The 16,319-nt window shown below is 36.5% G+C and carries 19 protein-coding genes; 5 read left to right on the top strand and 14 right to left on the bottom strand.

The annotated features are described in order from the left end of the window. Nucleotides 1-44: 44 nt before the first annotated feature. The 5 genes from KI430_RS10505 to deoD all read left to right on the top strand — a co-directional run bounded on the left by KI430_RS10505 (nucleotide 45) and on the right by deoD (nucleotide 3,945). Complete coding sequence (locus KI430_RS10505) at nucleotides 45-1,025, top strand: Kelch repeat-containing protein (protein WP_248874613.1); 981 nt, start codon at nucleotides 45-47, stop codon at nucleotides 1,023-1,025. Then, nucleotides 1,018-1,338 carry a DUF4907 domain-containing protein gene (locus tag KI430_RS10510; protein WP_248874615.1) on the top strand — a complete coding sequence of 107 codons (321 nt, stop codon included), beginning with the start codon at nucleotides 1,018-1,020 and terminating at the stop codon, nucleotides 1,336-1,338. The genes KI430_RS10505 and KI430_RS10510 overlap by 8 nt, the downstream gene beginning before the upstream one ends. 66 nt (nucleotides 1,339-1,404) lie before the next feature. Next, complete coding sequence (locus KI430_RS10515; RefSeq protein WP_248874618.1) at nucleotides 1,405-2,439, top strand: sensor histidine kinase; 1,035 nt, start codon at nucleotides 1,405-1,407, stop codon at nucleotides 2,437-2,439. 2 nt (nucleotides 2,440-2,441) lie between these two features. After that, nucleotides 2,442-3,146, top strand: a complete 705-nt coding sequence (locus KI430_RS10520; RefSeq protein ID WP_248874620.1) for a LytR/AlgR family response regulator transcription factor — start codon at nucleotides 2,442-2,444, stop codon at nucleotides 3,144-3,146. A gap of 91 nt (nucleotides 3,147-3,237) precedes the next feature. Further along, nucleotides 3,238-3,945 carry a purine-nucleoside phosphorylase gene (deoD, locus tag KI430_RS10525; RefSeq protein ID WP_248874622.1) on the top strand — a complete coding sequence of 236 codons (708 nt, stop codon included), beginning with the start codon at nucleotides 3,238-3,240 and terminating at the stop codon, nucleotides 3,943-3,945. Between the two features lie 70 nt (nucleotides 3,946-4,015). Here deoD and KI430_RS10530 read toward each other — a convergent pair whose 3' ends face one another. The 14 genes from KI430_RS10530 to rpsE form a co-directional block, all read right to left on the bottom strand. Further along, a complete protein-coding gene (locus KI430_RS10530; RefSeq protein ID WP_248874624.1) occupies nucleotides 4,016-6,568 on the bottom strand; it encodes a M4 family metallopeptidase in 2,553 nt (850 codons plus the stop codon). 78 nt (nucleotides 6,569-6,646) lie between these two features. Then, nucleotides 6,647-8,026 carry a DUF4403 family protein gene (locus KI430_RS10535; protein WP_248874626.1) on the bottom strand — a complete coding sequence of 460 codons (1,380 nt, stop codon included), beginning with the start codon at nucleotides 8,024-8,026 and terminating at the stop codon, nucleotides 6,647-6,649. A 218-nt stretch (nucleotides 8,027-8,244) separates the two neighbouring features. Continuing rightward, nucleotides 8,245-10,251: a glycoside hydrolase family 97 protein gene (locus KI430_RS10540; RefSeq protein WP_248874628.1), complete on the bottom strand. Its 2,007-nt coding sequence runs from the start codon at nucleotides 10,249-10,251 to the stop codon at nucleotides 8,245-8,247. A 110-nt stretch (nucleotides 10,252-10,361) separates the two neighbouring features. Continuing rightward, on the bottom strand, nucleotides 10,362-10,877 hold the full coding sequence (gene rplQ, locus KI430_RS10545; RefSeq protein WP_248874630.1) for a 50S ribosomal protein L17: 516 nt from the start codon (nucleotides 10,875-10,877) through the stop codon (nucleotides 10,362-10,364). An 8-nt stretch (nucleotides 10,878-10,885) separates the two neighbouring features. Next, a complete protein-coding gene (locus tag KI430_RS10550) occupies nucleotides 10,886-11,881 on the bottom strand; it encodes a DNA-directed RNA polymerase subunit alpha (protein ID WP_248874631.1) in 996 nt (331 codons plus the stop codon). A gap of 31 nt (nucleotides 11,882-11,912) precedes the next feature. After that, nucleotides 11,913-12,521, bottom strand: coding sequence for a 30S ribosomal protein S4 (gene rpsD / locus KI430_RS10555; RefSeq protein WP_074236364.1), 609 nt, complete (start codon nucleotides 12,519-12,521; stop codon nucleotides 11,913-11,915). 19 nt (nucleotides 12,522-12,540) lie between these two features. Further along, complete coding sequence (rpsK, locus tag KI430_RS10560; RefSeq protein ID WP_027383298.1) at nucleotides 12,541-12,930, bottom strand: 30S ribosomal protein S11; 390 nt, start codon at nucleotides 12,928-12,930, stop codon at nucleotides 12,541-12,543. Between the two features lie 12 nt (nucleotides 12,931-12,942). Beyond that, a complete protein-coding gene (rpsM, locus tag KI430_RS10565; RefSeq protein WP_074236363.1) occupies nucleotides 12,943-13,320 on the bottom strand; it encodes a 30S ribosomal protein S13 in 378 nt (125 codons plus the stop codon). A gap of 14 nt (nucleotides 13,321-13,334) precedes the next feature. Beyond that, nucleotides 13,335-13,451: a 50S ribosomal protein L36 gene (gene rpmJ / locus KI430_RS10570; protein ID WP_007839480.1), complete on the bottom strand. Its 117-nt coding sequence runs from the start codon at nucleotides 13,449-13,451 to the stop codon at nucleotides 13,335-13,337. 10 nt (nucleotides 13,452-13,461) lie between these two features. Beyond that, a complete protein-coding gene (gene infA / locus KI430_RS10575) occupies nucleotides 13,462-13,677 on the bottom strand; it encodes a translation initiation factor IF-1 (protein WP_027383300.1) in 216 nt (71 codons plus the stop codon). An 8-nt stretch (nucleotides 13,678-13,685) separates the two neighbouring features. Next, on the bottom strand, nucleotides 13,686-15,065 hold the full coding sequence (gene secY / locus KI430_RS10580) for a preprotein translocase subunit SecY (RefSeq protein WP_248874633.1): 1,380 nt from the start codon (nucleotides 15,063-15,065) through the stop codon (nucleotides 13,686-13,688). Nucleotides 15,066-15,075: 10 nt separating this feature from the next. Further along, entirely contained in the window at nucleotides 15,076-15,525 is a 450-nt protein-coding gene (rplO, locus tag KI430_RS10585) for a 50S ribosomal protein L15 (protein ID WP_074236361.1), read from the bottom strand. A gap of 83 nt (nucleotides 15,526-15,608) precedes the next feature. Continuing rightward, a complete protein-coding gene (gene rpmD, locus KI430_RS10590) occupies nucleotides 15,609-15,785 on the bottom strand; it encodes a 50S ribosomal protein L30 (RefSeq protein ID WP_027383303.1) in 177 nt (58 codons plus the stop codon). 11 nt (nucleotides 15,786-15,796) lie between these two features. Then, nucleotides 15,797-16,315, bottom strand: coding sequence for a 30S ribosomal protein S5 (gene rpsE / locus KI430_RS10595; RefSeq protein ID WP_074236360.1), 519 nt, complete (start codon nucleotides 16,313-16,315; stop codon nucleotides 15,797-15,799). Nucleotides 16,316-16,319: the final 4 nt, after the last annotated feature.

Here is a 16,319-nt window from a genome sequence, read left to right on the forward strand (position 1 = left end):
TCAAATATCCTGAGAATGAAATTCATTTGCATCAAAAAATAAGAATGGACAAAAGACTTTCGGTTTTAATCCTTGCTCTTGCAGGGATATTTTTATTATCAAGTTGCAAAAATGATGATGATGATGAGTTGGTAGGAAATTGGGTAAGGGTTTCAGATTTAGACGGTAAACCCCGTTCCAATGCTTCTGCTTTTGTGGTAAATGGCAAAGGATATTTAACCGGAGGTTACGATGGCGAATATTATTATAATGATCTGTGGAGCTATGATCCCGATGCTAATTCCTGGACTCAGAAAGCAGATTTCCCAGGCGTGAAAAGAAGTTCTGCAGTTGGTTTCGCAACCACTTCTTACGGCTATGTAGGAACGGGATATGATGGTCTCAACAAGCTAAATGACTTTTACAAATATGATCCTTTTTCCAACTCTTGGGTACAGATTGCAGATTTTCCTGGAACTGGTCGTTACGCAGCTTTAGCTTTTGGAGTAGGAAGCAAAGGTTTTGTAGGAACAGGATATGACGGAAGTGAGCTAAAAGATTTTTATAAATATGACGAGGCAACATCCAGCTGGAGCAACATCGTAAGCTTAGGAGGTTCTAAAAGAAGAGACGGAGCAGCTTTCGTCATCAACGGGATTGCTTATGTAGGGTTCGGAACCAATAACAACAGTCTTGTTGCAGATTTCTGGGCATTTGATCCATCGGCAGAAACCTGGACTAGAAAAGCTGATACCAGCAATGATGACGACACTCAAAACCGTGCTTCCACTGCAGCTTTTTCAGCCAATGGATTGGGCTATGTTTCCACAGGTTCTGTAAGTGGTGTTACCAACTCCACTTGGGAATATAATCCTTCTACGGATGATTGGACAGAAAGATCAGCCTTCGAAGGTTCTTCCAGAGAAAGTGCTTGCGCATTCTCATTCGGAACTTATGGTTATGTTTTGACAGGCAACAGCGGCTCTTCTTACTTTGATGATATCTGGGTTTTACATCCAAACGAAACACAAAATGACGATGACTAAAACTTTATGGAAATCGTTGTTTTTTTCCGGAATATGTTTAATCGCTTGTCAGAAAAAAAGCAATCCAATTGACATCAAAATCACTCAACAAAAGGCAGGTTATGGTTATCAAATCATCAAAAACAAGAAAACCTTTATAGATCAGCCTTATATACCGGCAATACCTGGCGAACAGGTTTTCAAAGACAGCTTACAGGCTAAGAAAACCGCCAGCCTTGTGGCACAAAAAATAGAAAGCTCATCCATTCCTCGGATTTCGGTAGATGAACTGGACTCAATGAAGATTGAATACGAAATCCAAAAATTTCACTAAGCAATAATTCCTTCAATTCTGATATTGGAGGAATTTTGCGGTTAAAAAAGAATTTAAATACTTGTTATGAAAACGTTTCTGAAACGCATACAAACGACATACATCTATCATTGGATTATATGGATAATTCTTATCGTTTTCAAATTGATAATGGATTATTCTGTCTTTGGGAATTTTCTGTTTCTAATCAATCTGCAGATTTTTGTGGCAGCTATTTTTTTATTTTATCTCAATTATTATTGGTCATTGCCTTATATCATCAAACAAGAACCAAAGACGATTTTCATTATCGTAATTTCGTTTTTTGTAATATACATTGGATTGACGATTTTATTTTTTCCACCAATGCACCGTCCGCCTTTTCCACCAAAAGGTTTCCCAAGACCGGAAAGAATGATGCATAAAAAACTGAATCTCCACGACATCTTCTTCAAAATTGGACTATTTTCAATCATCTTCAGTACGCTTTTATTTTTTGTTGATAAATGGATGGAAAATCAGAAAATGATAAAAGCTTTGGAATTTGAAAGACAATCCAGCGAACTGAAGATCCTGAGAGAACAAATCAATCCTCATTTTTTCTTCAATGCGCTGAACAGTATTTATTCGTTATCAATCATACAATCCAAAGATACGCCGAGAGTGATTTTGGTTTTATCTGATATTATGCGTTATGTTCTGAATGATAAAAACGGGCAGAAAAATAATCTGAATGACGAAATCATCAATATCAAAAAATACATCGAAATTCAGTCGATTCGGTTTAACAAATTCAATAATATCAATTGCCAATTCTATGGCAACTTCGAGGCTTATAAAATTGAACCTTTATTGCTTCTGACTTTCATAGAGAATGCTTTCAAATATGCAGATTTTGGAAAAGGTCCCGTTGATATCAAAGTTTATTTGAAAGATCACATTTTGGACTTCAATGTCAAAAATTTCTACGAGAACAAACCGAGTGACAGAACAGATAATAATCAGCTTGGTATCAAGAATACAAAAATGAAACTCGATTTGCTGTATCCTGAAAAATATCAATTGGATATTAATGATAATGGCTCCGAGTACAAAATCAGTTTAAAACTTCAATTAAATTAAATATGAATTGTATAATAGTAGATGATGAAGAATTGGCTCATCACGTGATTGAGGAATACATCTCCAGAATCCCTTTTCTGAATCTTGTAGCGAATTGTTACGACATCCAAGAAACCATCAATGTATTGCAGAATAACACTGTTGATTTGATTTTTCTGGATATCAATCTTCCGAACATTTCCGGAATAGAATTTCTGAAAAGCTTTAACAAACTCCCAAATGTGATTATTACAACGGCTTATGATAATTGTGCCATCCAAGGTTTTGAGATGGATGTGATTGATTATCTTCTGAAGCCTTTTTCTTTCGAGAGATTTCTGAAAGCGACTTACAAGTGTTTTAATCTTTATAATAATAAAAGAATCCTGCAGGAAACGAGTAATGCTTTGAAAGAATCTTTCATCTTCGTAAGATCCAATAATGAAGATGTAAAACTGAATCTGGATGAAATTATGAGAATCAATGCGCTGAAAGATTACATTGTGATTTATACTCATAACAGAAAACTGATTGTACATCAAACAATGAAATCAATCATGGAAAAGATGAATTTTGATAATTTCATCCGAGTCCATAATTCGCATATTATTTCGCTTCAGCATTTGCAAAGTGTGGGCAAAAACAGCTTAACTATTGGCGACGAAAGAATCCCGGTGAGTGAAAAATACAAAACTTATCTTTCTGGGATTATTGAAAGATATAAATAAATTAATCAAGCTTGTGAATTTTATTTCAGAATCAATTTCAGTAATCGGATTATAAATTTTATATTCACGGTCTTAAAAAAAATTCATAAAAATGAGTGTTCACATTAGTGCTAAAAAAGGAGAAATCGCAAAGACGGTTTTGATGCCCGGCGATCCACTTAGAGCAAAATATATTGCTGATAACTTTTTGACCGATGCCAAATTGGTAAGTCAAACGAGAAATATCTATTTCTACACAGGAAATTATAAAGGTAAAGAGATTACTGTTGGTGCAAGTGGAATGGGATTCCCAAGTATCGGTATTTATTCTTTCGAATTGTTTACAGAATATGAGGTTGAAACTATTATCCGAATCGGAACTTGTGGTGCTTATTCTACAGATTTGAAGTTATTCGACATCCTGAATGTAGAAAATGCAGCAAGTGAAAGTACTTATGCCAAATTTGCTTGGGGAATAGAAGAAGATGCCATTTCTAACCAAGGAAGTGCTTTTGATAAAATCAATGAGACGGCAAAAGAATTAGGTCTTGAAGTGAAAGCAACAAACATCCACTCCAGCGACATCTTCTACAGAGAAGATCCTGCTGTCCCGGAAATTGCAGTGAGACACAATTGTCCTGCAGTAGAAATGGAAGCTTTTGCGCTTTTTGCTAACGCAAAACATCTTGGCAAAAATGCAGCAACCATTTTAACTGTTTCTGACATCATCCCAACACACGAGCAAATCTCTGCTGACCAAAGAGAAAAAGCATTGAGAACAATGATGGAGTTATCTCTTGAAACGGCTATTAAATATTAATCAATTTCATCTTAGAAATAAAAAAGCTTCTGAAAATTCAGAAGCTTTTTTATGATTAATAATCGAAAGATTATTTCTTAATAACTTTTACAGAATTACTTTCTGTTTCAGAAACTACTTTCAGAACATATGTGCCGTTCGTTAATTGACTCATATCCAGAGAAGCATTTTTTGCATTGCTCACATTGAATCTTTGAACCAATTGTCCTGCGACATTATAAATCTCAACATTCTTCAGGTTAGAATTATTCTTATTCTGGATCGTAACAAATCCTGAAGTCGGGTTAGGATAAACACTGATTGAATTTTGTTTCTGAGCATCTTCTACCGCAAGTAGAGAACTACAGTTATAAACGTAGATTTCGTCTAAGTACCAGCCTTCGATTCCATTACAGCCATCTGTTCCCAGTTCAAATCTGAATTTGATATTAGAGCCGGAAACAACACCGATTTTGGAAAGATCAATCACACTTTGCCCCCAGCTTCCGCCAAGAGAACCGCCATCTGTTCCTGTGAACGCTCTTTGTCCTTTCAGTGGATTATCACTCTGAGAAGTTCCGTCTAGGACACTGTTGTAACCATTCTGTGTGAAAGCAGTTATTGGAAGAAGAGTCCAGTTTCCACCGTTCAAGCTATATTTAATGTTTCCACCGTCCCACGTAGATTCTGTTGCTACATAATGATTGAAAGCCATTTCGTATTTTCCAGTTGAGAAGGTCGGGATAGTAATTGTTGGACTTTCCAGACGTAGAATTCCGTTTTGTAGATTAGATGCACAATCTCCGTTGATTGGATCAACTGCGAAAATTGCTTTACCTGCTCTACTTTTCGGCAAATCACTTTTTACAGTCCAGTCTCTGGCTTCCCAAGTCGATGCTTTTGTAGGAATATTTGTGACTGTCCAGTTGCCGAGACCATTTTCCCAATCTTCTTTGAACAAAGGATTAGAAGTTGCCGCAGCACAAAGATCTGGAACAGGTTTCAAAAGAGCTTGGTAATTACATTGAGTAGCCGGAGAAGATCTCAATTGTACAGCAAGAATTCCGTTTTTAATATTCTGAATATCCGCAGAAGTGAATGACTGTCCGCTTAAACCTGCAGGAGTAGTTGTTGTAGATAATCCTTGCAAATTAACGCCTATCAAGTCATTAACAGAAGCTTCTAATGCATCTGCAAAATTGGCAAAATCACTTGTTGCCGTCAAATAATTCTTCTGAGCTCTCCACCAAAGATGAGCAGCTTTCACAAACCCGATTCCTGTGATGGTATAACCATTGTAAGTTCCGCCATCTACAAGAAGCGCATATAAGTGATTGGTAGGTCCAGAATTGGTATGTACGCCTCCATTATCTGCCGTTCCACAGTAATAGTAGTTTGAATCCAACACTTTTGCAGGTTGACTATTACAATTGGGATTCCACATATCGCGGATAGCTCCACCAAAAGATGTCGCATCTTCTCCCATTTTCCAACGAAGAGAGCCTGAGCAAGAAGCAGTAGTTCTTACACTAAGATTCTCACCTTCGTCCATATAATTATTAATCAAATCAATAGTTTCTCCCCATACATCAGAGTAAGACTCATTCAATGCGCCTGATTGATATTGGTAAATCAATCCGCTTGTATATTCAGTATAAGCGTGTCCCCATTCGTGTGCAATCACATCATCCGTTGCAGTTCCGTCACAATATCCAGCGTAAGTTCCATTCCATCTTGCATTAGGACAAGATATCGTCGGATCATTATTTACAGTAATCATTGTATGATCTGCTGCATCATAAGAAACATATCCAAAAGCATTTTTGAAGAAATTATAAACGTGTTCAGATGTTATAACCTCATTTTGCTGCCAGCTGCTGAGTGTGCCAGGAAGGGCATCTCCTTCTTTCCACTTCAGATTAGAAGCATTGGTATTGGTTTCATAAAGTTTTCTGTCAATCGGGTGAATTCCTGTAAACTGCTCTACCAATTCGCCTGTATGAGCATTGATGAAAAGAAATTCTCTCACATCTTTTTTGTTTGTAACCTCAATTTCGTACGCTAAATAGGGAGTTACAACACCACCTTGAGCAAGATTTTTGGGGAAAATCAAAAGTTTGGTTTTCAAAGCTTCTAAAGGCGTATTGGATTGATTCAGGTCTTGCTTGGAAACAATATTTTTCGCAATACTTTCTGCTTCTGCCAAAGAAATATCAGGTGTAGAACTAACTTTGATATTAGATAATGCATTACCATTAATAGATGTTAATTCTTCTTTGCCATTGAAATGGAATTTAAGAACGCCATCATAAACAGGAACACCTTGATGTTGCTGCATATAAACTACATTCTTCAACCCGTAATTGTCAGTCGTTTCTTCTACAAAAACCAAATCATTTGCCGATTTCAGATTGAAAGCTTTGAAATTGTTGACAAGAAATTCCGCGGCTTTTGCCTTTGCACCAGAAGATTTAAGTTGAAGCGCTTTGGAATCGTTGAAAAGAATAAAATTAGGGTTTGAGGTGCTGTTACTGATTGTAACGTTGGCATTGGTTTGCTTTTTTAGCTGAGCCAAGTCTTTGGATTCTTGTGAAAATCCACAGACATATGCTAAAGCAAGTGCCAGAGTAAAAGTTTTCTTCATATTAAATTTATTTGCTGGCAAATATATACAATATCTTCAGCATATTAATCAATAAAACACAAAGAAAACTAACAAACGTTACTGAAAACTCAACCCCGAAACATTCATTTGAAGTTGCGCTCTGGTATCGATAACAATGGTTATATATTTTTCAGATAAAAGGAATTGAGTTGGTTTCAAGTCCAGAACCTGACCTTGTAATTTGATGCCTTTTACATATTCTTTGTTAAAATTCTCAGTCAGACTTTTCCTGGAAGCATTTTCGATATCAAGAAGCGGAATACCATAATCTTTTTCAATCATTCTTCTGATCTTGCCTTCGAATAAAACGGTTAAAGCTTTTTGGAAAAAGTTTTTTGTTTTAAGGTTAAAATCTGTGACCTTCAGTTTTATTTTATGCTCCTCTGCGCTGTAAAGAGGTTTTCCTTTGATGAAAGCAGTTCCGTTCACTTCGCCAGTTGTATGTGCTTCGATTACGATATTTTCTTTTTCCTTATAAACGGAGATATCGGTAATCTTCACCTTTTTGTCTTCGCTGCTCATTGCAAATTCTTTATCCTGGAATTGTTGCTTTGCCAGCCTTGTCGCTTCATCAAAACTGATATTGGCAGTCGTCTGAAGATTGAACACATTCTGAAGATTTGGATTTAATATAAAATTCGGAACCGAAACCGCATCTCTTGTCGCCAAAGGAATTTGCCCCACATAAGTTTCCGAATACAAATCAATCCCAATCGTCGTTTTGATTTTGTCCTGAAAGACCTGGAGTGGCGCCATATAGGTATTTTGTGGCGAAATCTTCAGCCAAGTATTGTATTCCTCAGAAACATTGATCGGTTTAGAGAATTGATTCCAAGCCATCACCAGATAAGGCTGAAGATTGAATTTTGTTTTAATCTGCTGATCAATAATTGTTGTAAATTTTCCTTGCTGCTCTTTCAATGTAGACTCAATAAAGGATGCGATTGGGATTTTTACTTTGCCATAATCTAAAACCGGCTTCTGAGTCCAGACAAAGCCAGCGGTCGTTGTTTTTGTATCGAGTTTCCAATCTGTCGTCGCCGTCAAACTGGTAATGAAATTCATTATCAAATTAAAATTCGTGTCTTTGTATAAATAAACTCCAAGAGTTCCGTAGCCTTTTTCTGCCCATATTTTTAAAGGAACAGAAATCATTAATCTGTTATTCGTCAAAGCTTTTATCGCAATATTCCCTTGCTTTTCTACTTTTACTTTGAACTGATCATTATTGTTATCAGTATAAGATTGATCTTCATACAAAACCCCTTTTACAGACTGATTGATGAGATTATTGATCTCCGAAATCGGGAGCGAAACAGGAAGTGTGATATTGGATTTGATTTTTGGCAAGGTATAAACCGGAGTTTCTGCTTGAGAAAAAGCAATCATACTTATCAACAAAAAATATATGGATGCGAATTTTCGAATTAGACTCATAAATGTTTTTAATAAAATTTGAAAACGTAAAATTAATGGTTTTATTGATGAGAAAAACAAAAGAGAGCAAGGAAATCTTACTCTCTTTTATTAATTTTCGTTGATATTTTAATCGAAAAAACGTCCTTCGGCAAGCCAGATGAATAGACCATTTGAAGAGTACCCCAAAAACGTAAGTTTGTTTTTGTTGAAACCTCCGGTAGTTTTTCAGAATTAGATTAAAGCTTCGTGAAAATAATAGCAACGCCTCCACTTCTGGCTAAATCAACAGACAAAATCGTTTTGCTATCCACTTCTTTTTCTTCGATGATAACTGGATAAGGATTGGTTTCATAATCCGCTCCCTTTCCATCTCTAAAAATCTTCGCTTTATATTTCTTGCCAGTATCTAAAAACTTCAAATCCAGTTTTACAGTTCTTGCATCTTTGTTGGTAATGCTTCCCAAAAACCAATTTTCAGACGCTTTATCTTTTCTTGCAACGGTTACAAAATCACCAATTTTTGCATCAGGAACTACAGTTTTGCTCCAATCCGTAGGACAACTTGTGATGAATTCAAAAGCCGGATTGTTTCCATAGTTTTCAATCATATCAGACGCCATCTGCAACGGACTATAAATGACAACAGATAAAGCCAATTGCTTCGCTAAAGTTGTATGAACTTTTGTATTCGGCAACACAGGATTTGTGAAATTGAAAGTCCCTGGCGTGAAATCAATCGGACCAGCCAAACCTCTTGTGAAAGGAATAATCGTCGTATGTTCCGGTGGGTTACCTCCATCTTTTGACCAAGCATCCCATTCTTGTCCGCGGACACCTTCCTGCGTCATTAGATTAGGTAACGTTCTTTGCAAACCAGTTGGCATCACAGGTTCGTGATTATCAATCATAATTTTGTGCTTAGCTGCTTCCTCAATGACTTTTCTGTAATGGCGAACACCATACTGGCTGCTGTGTGGTTGTTTACCGTCTAGCTTTCCGCCAACGTAACCTGTTTTCACGACATCAACACCATATTTTTTATAGTAAGCAAATGCATCACTCATTTGGCTTTCGTAATTCAGAGTGTTGCCAGCCGTTTCGTGGTGACCAATTAACGTCACATTTTTGGACTTAGCATAATCTGTTATTTTCTTGATATCAAAATCCGGATAAGGTTCAGAGAATTTGAAGTCTTTCCAATCTTCCCAACCTTTGTTCCAGCCTTCTACTAAAACTCCGGAAAAATTGTGTTTAGCTGCAAAATCGATATATCTCAAGACGTTTTCAGTTTTCGCACCGTGGTTTGGTCCCGCTTTCCAAGTGTATTTTTCCATATGGATGGCCCACCAGATTCCGATGTATCTTCCGGGTTTAATCCAGGAAACATCGCCTAATTTATTGGGGTCGTTAAGGTTTAACATTAATCTTGAAAGCATCAGATCTCCGGCAGATTTAGCAATAATCATCGTTCTCCAAGGTGTAACTGAAGGTGCTTTTGCAAACACTTTTTCTCCGGTTGCCCAAGGTGTAAGATAAGCTTTCAATTTGGTTGAAGTTTTATCTCCAGCAAGATTCATTGAGGCATAATCGGTTAGGTTGGCCTGATGAACAGTCAGGAATAGTCCACTTTTAGTCTCCATTGTCAAAGGTGTAGCTACAGTGTCTAACTTTGAAATTGGATTCGATTTAAATAAACCTTCATAGAATTCTGTATTATAAGGAATCGACCAGGTTTTGTGGTCATCAGCAAAATTGAATTCTGTCAACTCATCCATAATGACAAAGTCATTCAGATTTTTTTGCTTTGGAAACTCGTATCTGAAACCAAATCCATCATCAAACACTCTGAAATTAATAACAAACTCTCTTGCTGATTTTGAGTTTTCTTTGACAGAGACTTTCATTTCATTGTAATGATTTCTCACATCAATTTCTTCGCCCCAAGGTTGCTGCCAGGTTTCATCAAACTTAGAGTGAGAGATGTTCTTGACTGACAATTTATCTTTAAGAGAACTTCCTTTCAATTCAAAGCCGAGATAAGAATCATTCAGAATAGATTTCCCATCCTTGGAAACTTTGTAAAATACTTTACCTTGATTGGTCCCGAATTCTAATGTAATAGATCCGTCCGGAGATTTGACGATGTTATTTTTGAGATTTTGTGCATCTACTGTTGGAGAGAATCCAAACAGTAAGATGACGACAGATAAGATCTTGAGAAAATCTCTGCAGTTTACTTTCATTAATAATATTTTAAGGTTGTATATAATTACAAAAATAAACTTTTGAAACCAGTATGCACAAAAAAACCACCTCGAAGTGAGGTGGTTTTATATTTAAAAACTTAAAGTTCTTATTCTTCAGTTTTTTCTTCTGTAGCAGTTTCAGCAGCAGGAGTTTCTTCAACTTTAGCTTCTGTAGCTTCAACAGTTGCAGCAGCCTTAGGTGCAGCAGTAGATCTTCTACTTCTTCTAGTTGTTTTCTTCTCTTCTGCATTTGGATTGTAGATATCGTTGAAATCTACCAATTCAATTAATGCCATATCAGCAGAATCACCAGCTCTGAAGCCAGTTTTGATGATTCTTGTGTAACCACCATTTCTTTCAGCGATTTTTGGAGCTACAGTTCTGAACAATTCAGTAACAGCTTCTTTACTTTGTAGGTAAGAGAAAACAGTTCTTCTATTGTGTGTTGTATCTTCTTTAGCTTTAGTAAGGATTGGTTCCACGTAAACTCTTAAAGCTTTCGCTTTAGCAACAGTAGTGTTGATTCTTTTATGTTCAATTAGTGAACAAGCCATGTTAGAAAGCATTGCTTTTCTATGCGGAGCTGTTCTACCTAAGTGATTTATTTTTTTACCGTGTCTCATTTTAAGGATTATTTATCAGCGTCTAACTTATATTTTGCAACATCAAACCCGAAATTTAGTCCTTTTGAGTGAACCAATTCTTCAAGTTCTGTTAAAGATTTTTTACCAAAATTTCTGAATTTCATCAAATCAGACTTACTGAAAGAAACAAGCTCTCCAAGAGTTTCTACTTCAGCTGCTTTCAAACAGTTAAGGGCTCTTACAGAAAGATCCATATCTGCTAGTTTTGACTTAAGAAGTTGTCTAGTGTGAAGTGTTTCTTCGTCATATTGGATAGAAGCTTTCACAGCCTCTGTCTCTAGAGTGATTCTCTCATCTGAGAACAACATGAAGTGATAAATCAAAATCTTAGAAGCTTCTGTTAAAGCATTCTGAGGTGTGATAGATCCATCAGTTTCGATATCCAATACCAATTTTTCGTAGTCTGTTTTTTGCTCTACACGATAATTTTCGATACTGTACTGTACTTTTTTGATAGGTGTAAAGATAGAGTCGATCGCAATAGTCCCAACAGGAGCATTGTTTGATTTGTTCTGATCGCTCGGAACATATCCTCTTCCTTTTTCTATGTTGAAAGTAATCTCAAACGTAACATCCTCAGCCAAGGTAGCAATTAACAAATCTGGGTTAAGAACTTCAAAATTTACAATTGATTCTCCTAGATCTCCAGCTGTAACCACATTTTTTCCAGAGATTTTTGCAGTTACCTGCTCAGTTCCTGGGTTTTCTGTCTTAGCTTTTAGACGAAGTTGTTTAAGATTAAGAATGATTTCCGTAACATCTTCAATCACTCCTGGTATAGTTGAAAACTCGTGCTCTACGCCTTCTATTTTGATAGATGAAATAGCATATCCTTCCAGAGAAGAAAGTAAAACTCTTCTCAATGCATTACCGATAGTAAGCCCGAAACCTGGTTCCAAAGGTCTGAATTCGAATTGTCCTTTAAAATCAGTTGAGTTTAACAGGATTACTTTATCGGGTTTTATAAATGTTAAAATTGCCATAGTCTGGTTGAGCAAAAATTTGAAAAAATTATTATTTAGAGTATAATTCGACGATCAACTGTTCTTTGATATCTTCAGGAATCTGAATTCTCTCAGGTGCACTTGTGAAAGTACCAGTTTTTTTCTCGTCATTGAATTGTAACCACTCATAATTTGCTTTGTATGCTAAAGCGTTAGAAATTACTTCAAGAGATTTTGATTTCTCTCTTACTGCAATCTCGTCACCAGCTTTTAGCAAATAAGAAGGGATGTTAACTAGTTCTCCGTTCACAGTGATGTGTCTGTGAGAAACCAATTGTCTAGCAGCAGCTCTTGTTTTAGCAAAACCTAGTCTGTAAACAACGTTATCCAATCTTGATTCACAAAGTTGTAAAAGAACTTCACCTGTTACACCTTTGCTTCTATGAGCTTTATCAAAAAGGTTAGCGAATTGCTTTTCTAGAATACCATAAGTATACTTAGCTTTTTGCTTTTCAGCTAGCTGAGTAGCGTATTCTGATTTTTTCGCACCTCTTCTTTTGTTAGGACCGTGTTGTCCTGGTGGTTGATTTTTTCTTCTCTCGAAGTTTTTATCGTCTCCGTAAATTGCCTGACCAAATTTTCTAGCAATTTTTGTTTTAGGTCCAATATATCTTGCCATAATGGGTAAATTCTAAAAATTAAACTCTTCTTCTTTTAGGTGGTCTACAACCGTTGTGAGGCATAGGCGTCACGTCAACGATTTCACTTACTTCGATTCCAGAATTGTGTAAAGTTCTGATTGCAGACTCTCTACCAGCACCTGGACCTTTTACAAACACCTTAACTCTTCTAAGACCAGCTTCGAAAGCTACTTGAGAACAGTTTTCTGCAGCCATTTGAGCTGCGAATGGAGTATTCTTTTTAGAACCTCTGAATCCCATTTTACCGGCAGAAGCCCAAGAGATAACTTCTCCTGCTTTATTTGTTAAAGAAATGATGATGTTATTGAAAGAAGCCTGAATATGCGCTTCACCAATAGCCTCAACTTTTACTTTTCTTTTTTTAACTACTTTAGTTTGTTTTGCCATAATTCCTAACGATTATTTACTTGCTTTTTTCTTGTTAGCAACTGTTTTTCTCTTTCCTTTACGGGTTCTAGAGTTGTTTTTCGTTCTCTGGCCTCTTAAAGGTAGTCCTAGTCTGTGACGTATTCCTCGTTGGCATCCTATGTCCATCAATCGCTTGATGTTCAATTGCACTTCAGAACGTAATTCTCCTTCAACTTTTACGTTGTCTGAGATATAACCTCTGATTGCAGCCAATTCATCGTCATTCCATTCGTTGACTTTCTTGTCTTCGCTGATTCCAGCGTTTTTCAAAATTTCTGAAGCAGTACTTCTTCCAACACCGTAGATGTAAGTAAGACCGATAACGCCTCTTTTGTTCTTTGGTAAATCAATACCTGAAATTCTCGCCATAATTTAATTGGTTCTTAACCTTGTCTTTGTTTAAATTTAGGGTTCTTTTTGTTGATTACGAATAGTACGCCTTTTCTGCGTACAATTTTGCAATCAGCACTTCTTTTTTTGATAGATGCTCTAACCTTCATTTTGTTAATTTTAATATCTAAAAGTTATTCTCCCTTTAGTCAAGTCATAAGGAGAGAGTTCGAGTCTTACCTTGTCTCCAGGTAAGAGTTTTATATAATGCATTCTCATTTTACCAGAAATATGGGCAATTAAAACATGCCCATTCTCTAGCTCTACACGGAACTGCGCGTTGGAAAGTGCTTCCGTAATCACGCCGTCTTGTTCTATATGTTTCTGTTTAGCCATTTATTCTATTAAAGGTTTGATGATCTTGATAATTTAGATTGCATCAACCCATCATAATGATGGTTCAGCAGATATGTGTTAATTTGTTGAACAGTATCCAAGATAACTCCAACCATAATTAACAACGATGTACCCCCAAAAAAGAGAGCAAATCTATCTGTCTGAACAAACGCTCCGTGCACTATTGCCGGAAGGACTGCAAAGATAGACAAAAATATTGCACCAGGCAAAGTTATTTTGGATAAAATATCATCCAAGTAATCTGCCGTTTCTTTTCCAGGTCTAACCTTAGGAATAAGCCCACCATTACGCTTCAAATCATCAGCCATCTGATTCACAGGAATGGTAATTGCTGTATAGAAAAATGAGAAAATTATAATCAATAACGCAAACAATACGTTGTATTGCCAGCTAAAAACATTCTTGAAACCAGCCAAAAACGTATTTGATTCATCAACTTTCGTAAGTAATCCAGGAACAAACATTAATGCTTGTGCAAAGATGATTGGCATTACACCTGCGGCATTCACCTTCAATGGGATCCATTGTCTAGCGCCTTCCATCAAGTTTCTGCTTACCCCACCTCTGGCCTGAGCTCTACTTACATACTGGATTGGGATTTTTCTTACTGCTACAGATAATATGATAGCTAATAAAATTACCAATAACCAGAATACAATTTCTACTAAAATCATGATGCTTCCTAATCCACCTTTACCATTCTGTGTTAGAACTTCTTGGTAAAAAGCCGTTGGAAGATCCGCAAGGATACCCACCATAATCAAAATAGAGATACCATTACCAATACCTTTGTCTGTAATCTTCTCTCCTAACCACATTGCAAATACAGAACCTGCTACCAAAATAATAATACTTGGTAACCAGAACATCAGAGATGCCGGATCAACATAATATGCTGATGAGAACTGTGAATAAGGTAAAAAGAATTGCGTAACAGATGTCAAATATGATGGCGCCTGTACAAGACAAACTCCGATAGTTAACCATCTGGTAATTTGGTTCAAAGTATTTCTTCCACTTTCGCCATCTTTCTGTAACTTCTGAAGATAAGGAATAGCCATTCCCATCAACTGTACAATAATAGATGCCGAAATGTATGGCATGATTCCCAATGCCATAATAGAGGCACGGCTAAAAGCTCCACCTGTGAAAGATGACAATAAACCCAAAAGGCCGGCCCCTTGTTGGTTCCCGCCTTGATTTTGGTAATGTTGTAATAAGTTTCCTACTTCTGCCGTGTTAATTGCAGGAAGAGAAACATAAGATGCGAATCTATACACAAGGACCAAAGAAAGTGTCAGGATAATTTTATCCCTCAGCTCTTTTAGACTCCAAATGTTTTTAAGTGTTTGTATAAATTCTTTCATTAGTTATTAATTAAAGAGTAATTGCTTTACCTCCTGCTTTGTTGATTGCCTCTTCAGCAGACTTAGTAAACTTATCAGCAGAGATAGAAACACCAGATTTCAAATCACCTCTTCCTAAGATTTTTACTAATTCGTTTTTAGATGCAAGACCGTTTTCTACCAATACGTCTCTAGTGATATCACCAGTGATGTTTTTAGTATCGATCAAAGTTTGGATAGTATCAAGATTGATTGCTCTAAACTCTTTTCTATTAATATTTTTGAAACCAAATTTAGGTAGTCTTCTTTGCAAAGGCATCTGTCCACCTTCGAAACCGATTTTCTGAGAATAACCAGCTCTAGCTTTCTGACCTTTATGTCCTTTTGTTGAAGTACCACCGTATCCGCTTCCTTGGCCTCTACCAATTCTTTTTGTGCTGAATGTAGAACCAGCTGATGGTTTTAAATTATTTAAATTCATTGTTGTATTGTGAGATTATAGATTAAAAGATAAGAGACAAGAGACTGCTAAAAACAAGTCTCTTTTCTCTATGTCTATTGTTCTTATTTCTGAACTTCTAATAAGTGACTTACAGAAGCGATCATTCCTAAAATAGAAGGCGTAGCTTCGTGTTCTACAACTTGTTGAAGTCTCTTAAATCCTAGTGCTTCAAGTGTTCTTTTTTGAGTTTTAGAACGATTAATAGCACTTCTAACTAATTTTACTTTGATTGTTGCCATTGCTATATTGATTAACCGTTAAACACTTTACTTAGAGAAACACCTCTCATTCTTGCAATTTCTTCTGGTCTTCTGATATCCAACAATGCGTTGAAAGTAGCTTTCACAACATTGTGTGGGTTAGAAGAACCTTTAGATTTTGACAATACATCGTGTACACCTGCAGACTCTAGCACCGCTCTTACCGCACCACCTGCGATAAGTCCTGTACCGTGAGAAGCTGGTCTCAAAAAGATATCAGCACCTCCGTATCTAGCAGAAGTTTGGTGAGGAATTGTGTGATTGATTACAGGAACCTTCACTAAGTTTTTCTTAGCATCTTCTACAGCTTTCGCGATAGCAGAAGCAACTTCCTTAGATTTACCAAGTCCGTAACCGATAACACCATCTTCGTTTCCTACAACAACAATTGCAGAAAATCCAAATGCTCTACCTCCTTTCGTTACTTTAGTTACTCTGTTAACAGCAACCAGACGATCTTTTAATTCTAATCCTCCAGGTTTAACTCTTTCTATATTACTATCTACCATGTTT

It is taken from the genome of Epilithonimonas zeae (assembly GCF_023278365.1).
GTDB lineage: Bacteria > Bacteroidota > Bacteroidia > Flavobacteriales > Weeksellaceae > Epilithonimonas > Epilithonimonas zeae_A.

Bases quoted from the DNA above. Each gene is read 5' to 3' on its own strand.
- KI430_RS10505 (WP_248874613.1), top strand. From the start codon at position 45: ATGGACAAAAGACTTTCGGTTTTAATCCTTGCTCTTGCAGGGATATTT.
- KI430_RS10510 (WP_248874615.1), top strand. From the start codon at position 1,018: ATGACTAAAACTTTATGGAAATCGTTGTTTTTTTCCGGAATATGTTTA.
- KI430_RS10515 (WP_248874618.1), top strand. From the start codon at position 1,405: ATGAAAACGTTTCTGAAACGCATACAAACGACATACATCTATCATTGG.
- KI430_RS10520 (WP_248874620.1), top strand. From the start codon at position 2,442: ATGAATTGTATAATAGTAGATGATGAAGAATTGGCTCATCACGTGATT.
- deoD (WP_248874622.1), top strand. From the start codon at position 3,238: ATGAGTGTTCACATTAGTGCTAAAAAAGGAGAAATCGCAAAGACGGTT.
- KI430_RS10530 (WP_248874624.1), bottom strand. From the start codon at position 6,568: ATGAAGAAAACTTTTACTCTGGCACTTGCTTTAGCATATGTCTGTGGA.
- KI430_RS10535 (WP_248874626.1), bottom strand. From the start codon at position 8,026: ATGAGTCTAATTCGAAAATTCGCATCCATATATTTTTTGTTGATAAGT.
- KI430_RS10540 (WP_248874628.1), bottom strand. From the start codon at position 10,251: ATGAAAGTAAACTGCAGAGATTTTCTCAAGATCTTATCTGTCGTCATC.
- rplQ (WP_248874630.1), bottom strand. From the start codon at position 10,877: ATGAGACACGGTAAAAAAATAAATCACTTAGGTAGAACAGCTCCGCAT.
- KI430_RS10550 (WP_248874631.1), bottom strand. From the start codon at position 11,881: ATGGCAATTTTAACATTTATAAAACCCGATAAAGTAATCCTGTTAAAC.
- rpsD (WP_074236364.1), bottom strand. From the start codon at position 12,521: ATGGCAAGATATATTGGACCTAAAACAAAAATTGCTAGAAAATTTGGT.
- rpsK (WP_027383298.1), bottom strand. From the start codon at position 12,930: ATGGCAAAACAAACTAAAGTAGTTAAAAAAAGAAAAGTAAAAGTTGAG.
- rpsM (WP_074236363.1), bottom strand. From the start codon at position 13,320: ATGGCGAGAATTTCAGGTATTGATTTACCAAAGAACAAAAGAGGCGTT.
- rpmJ (WP_007839480.1), bottom strand. From the start codon at position 13,451: ATGAAGGTTAGAGCATCTATCAAAAAAAGAAGTGCTGATTGCAAAATT.
- infA (WP_027383300.1), bottom strand. From the start codon at position 13,677: ATGGCTAAACAGAAACATATAGAACAAGACGGCGTGATTACGGAAGCA.
- secY (WP_248874633.1), bottom strand. From the start codon at position 15,065: ATGAAAGAATTTATACAAACACTTAAAAACATTTGGAGTCTAAAAGAG.
- rplO (WP_074236361.1), bottom strand. From the start codon at position 15,525: ATGAATTTAAATAATTTAAAACCATCAGCTGGTTCTACATTCAGCACA.
- rpmD (WP_027383303.1), bottom strand. From the start codon at position 15,785: ATGGCAACAATCAAAGTAAAATTAGTTAGAAGTGCTATTAATCGTTCT.
- rpsE (WP_074236360.1), bottom strand. From the start codon at position 16,315: ATGGTAGATAGTAATATAGAAAGAGTTAAACCTGGAGGATTAGAATTA.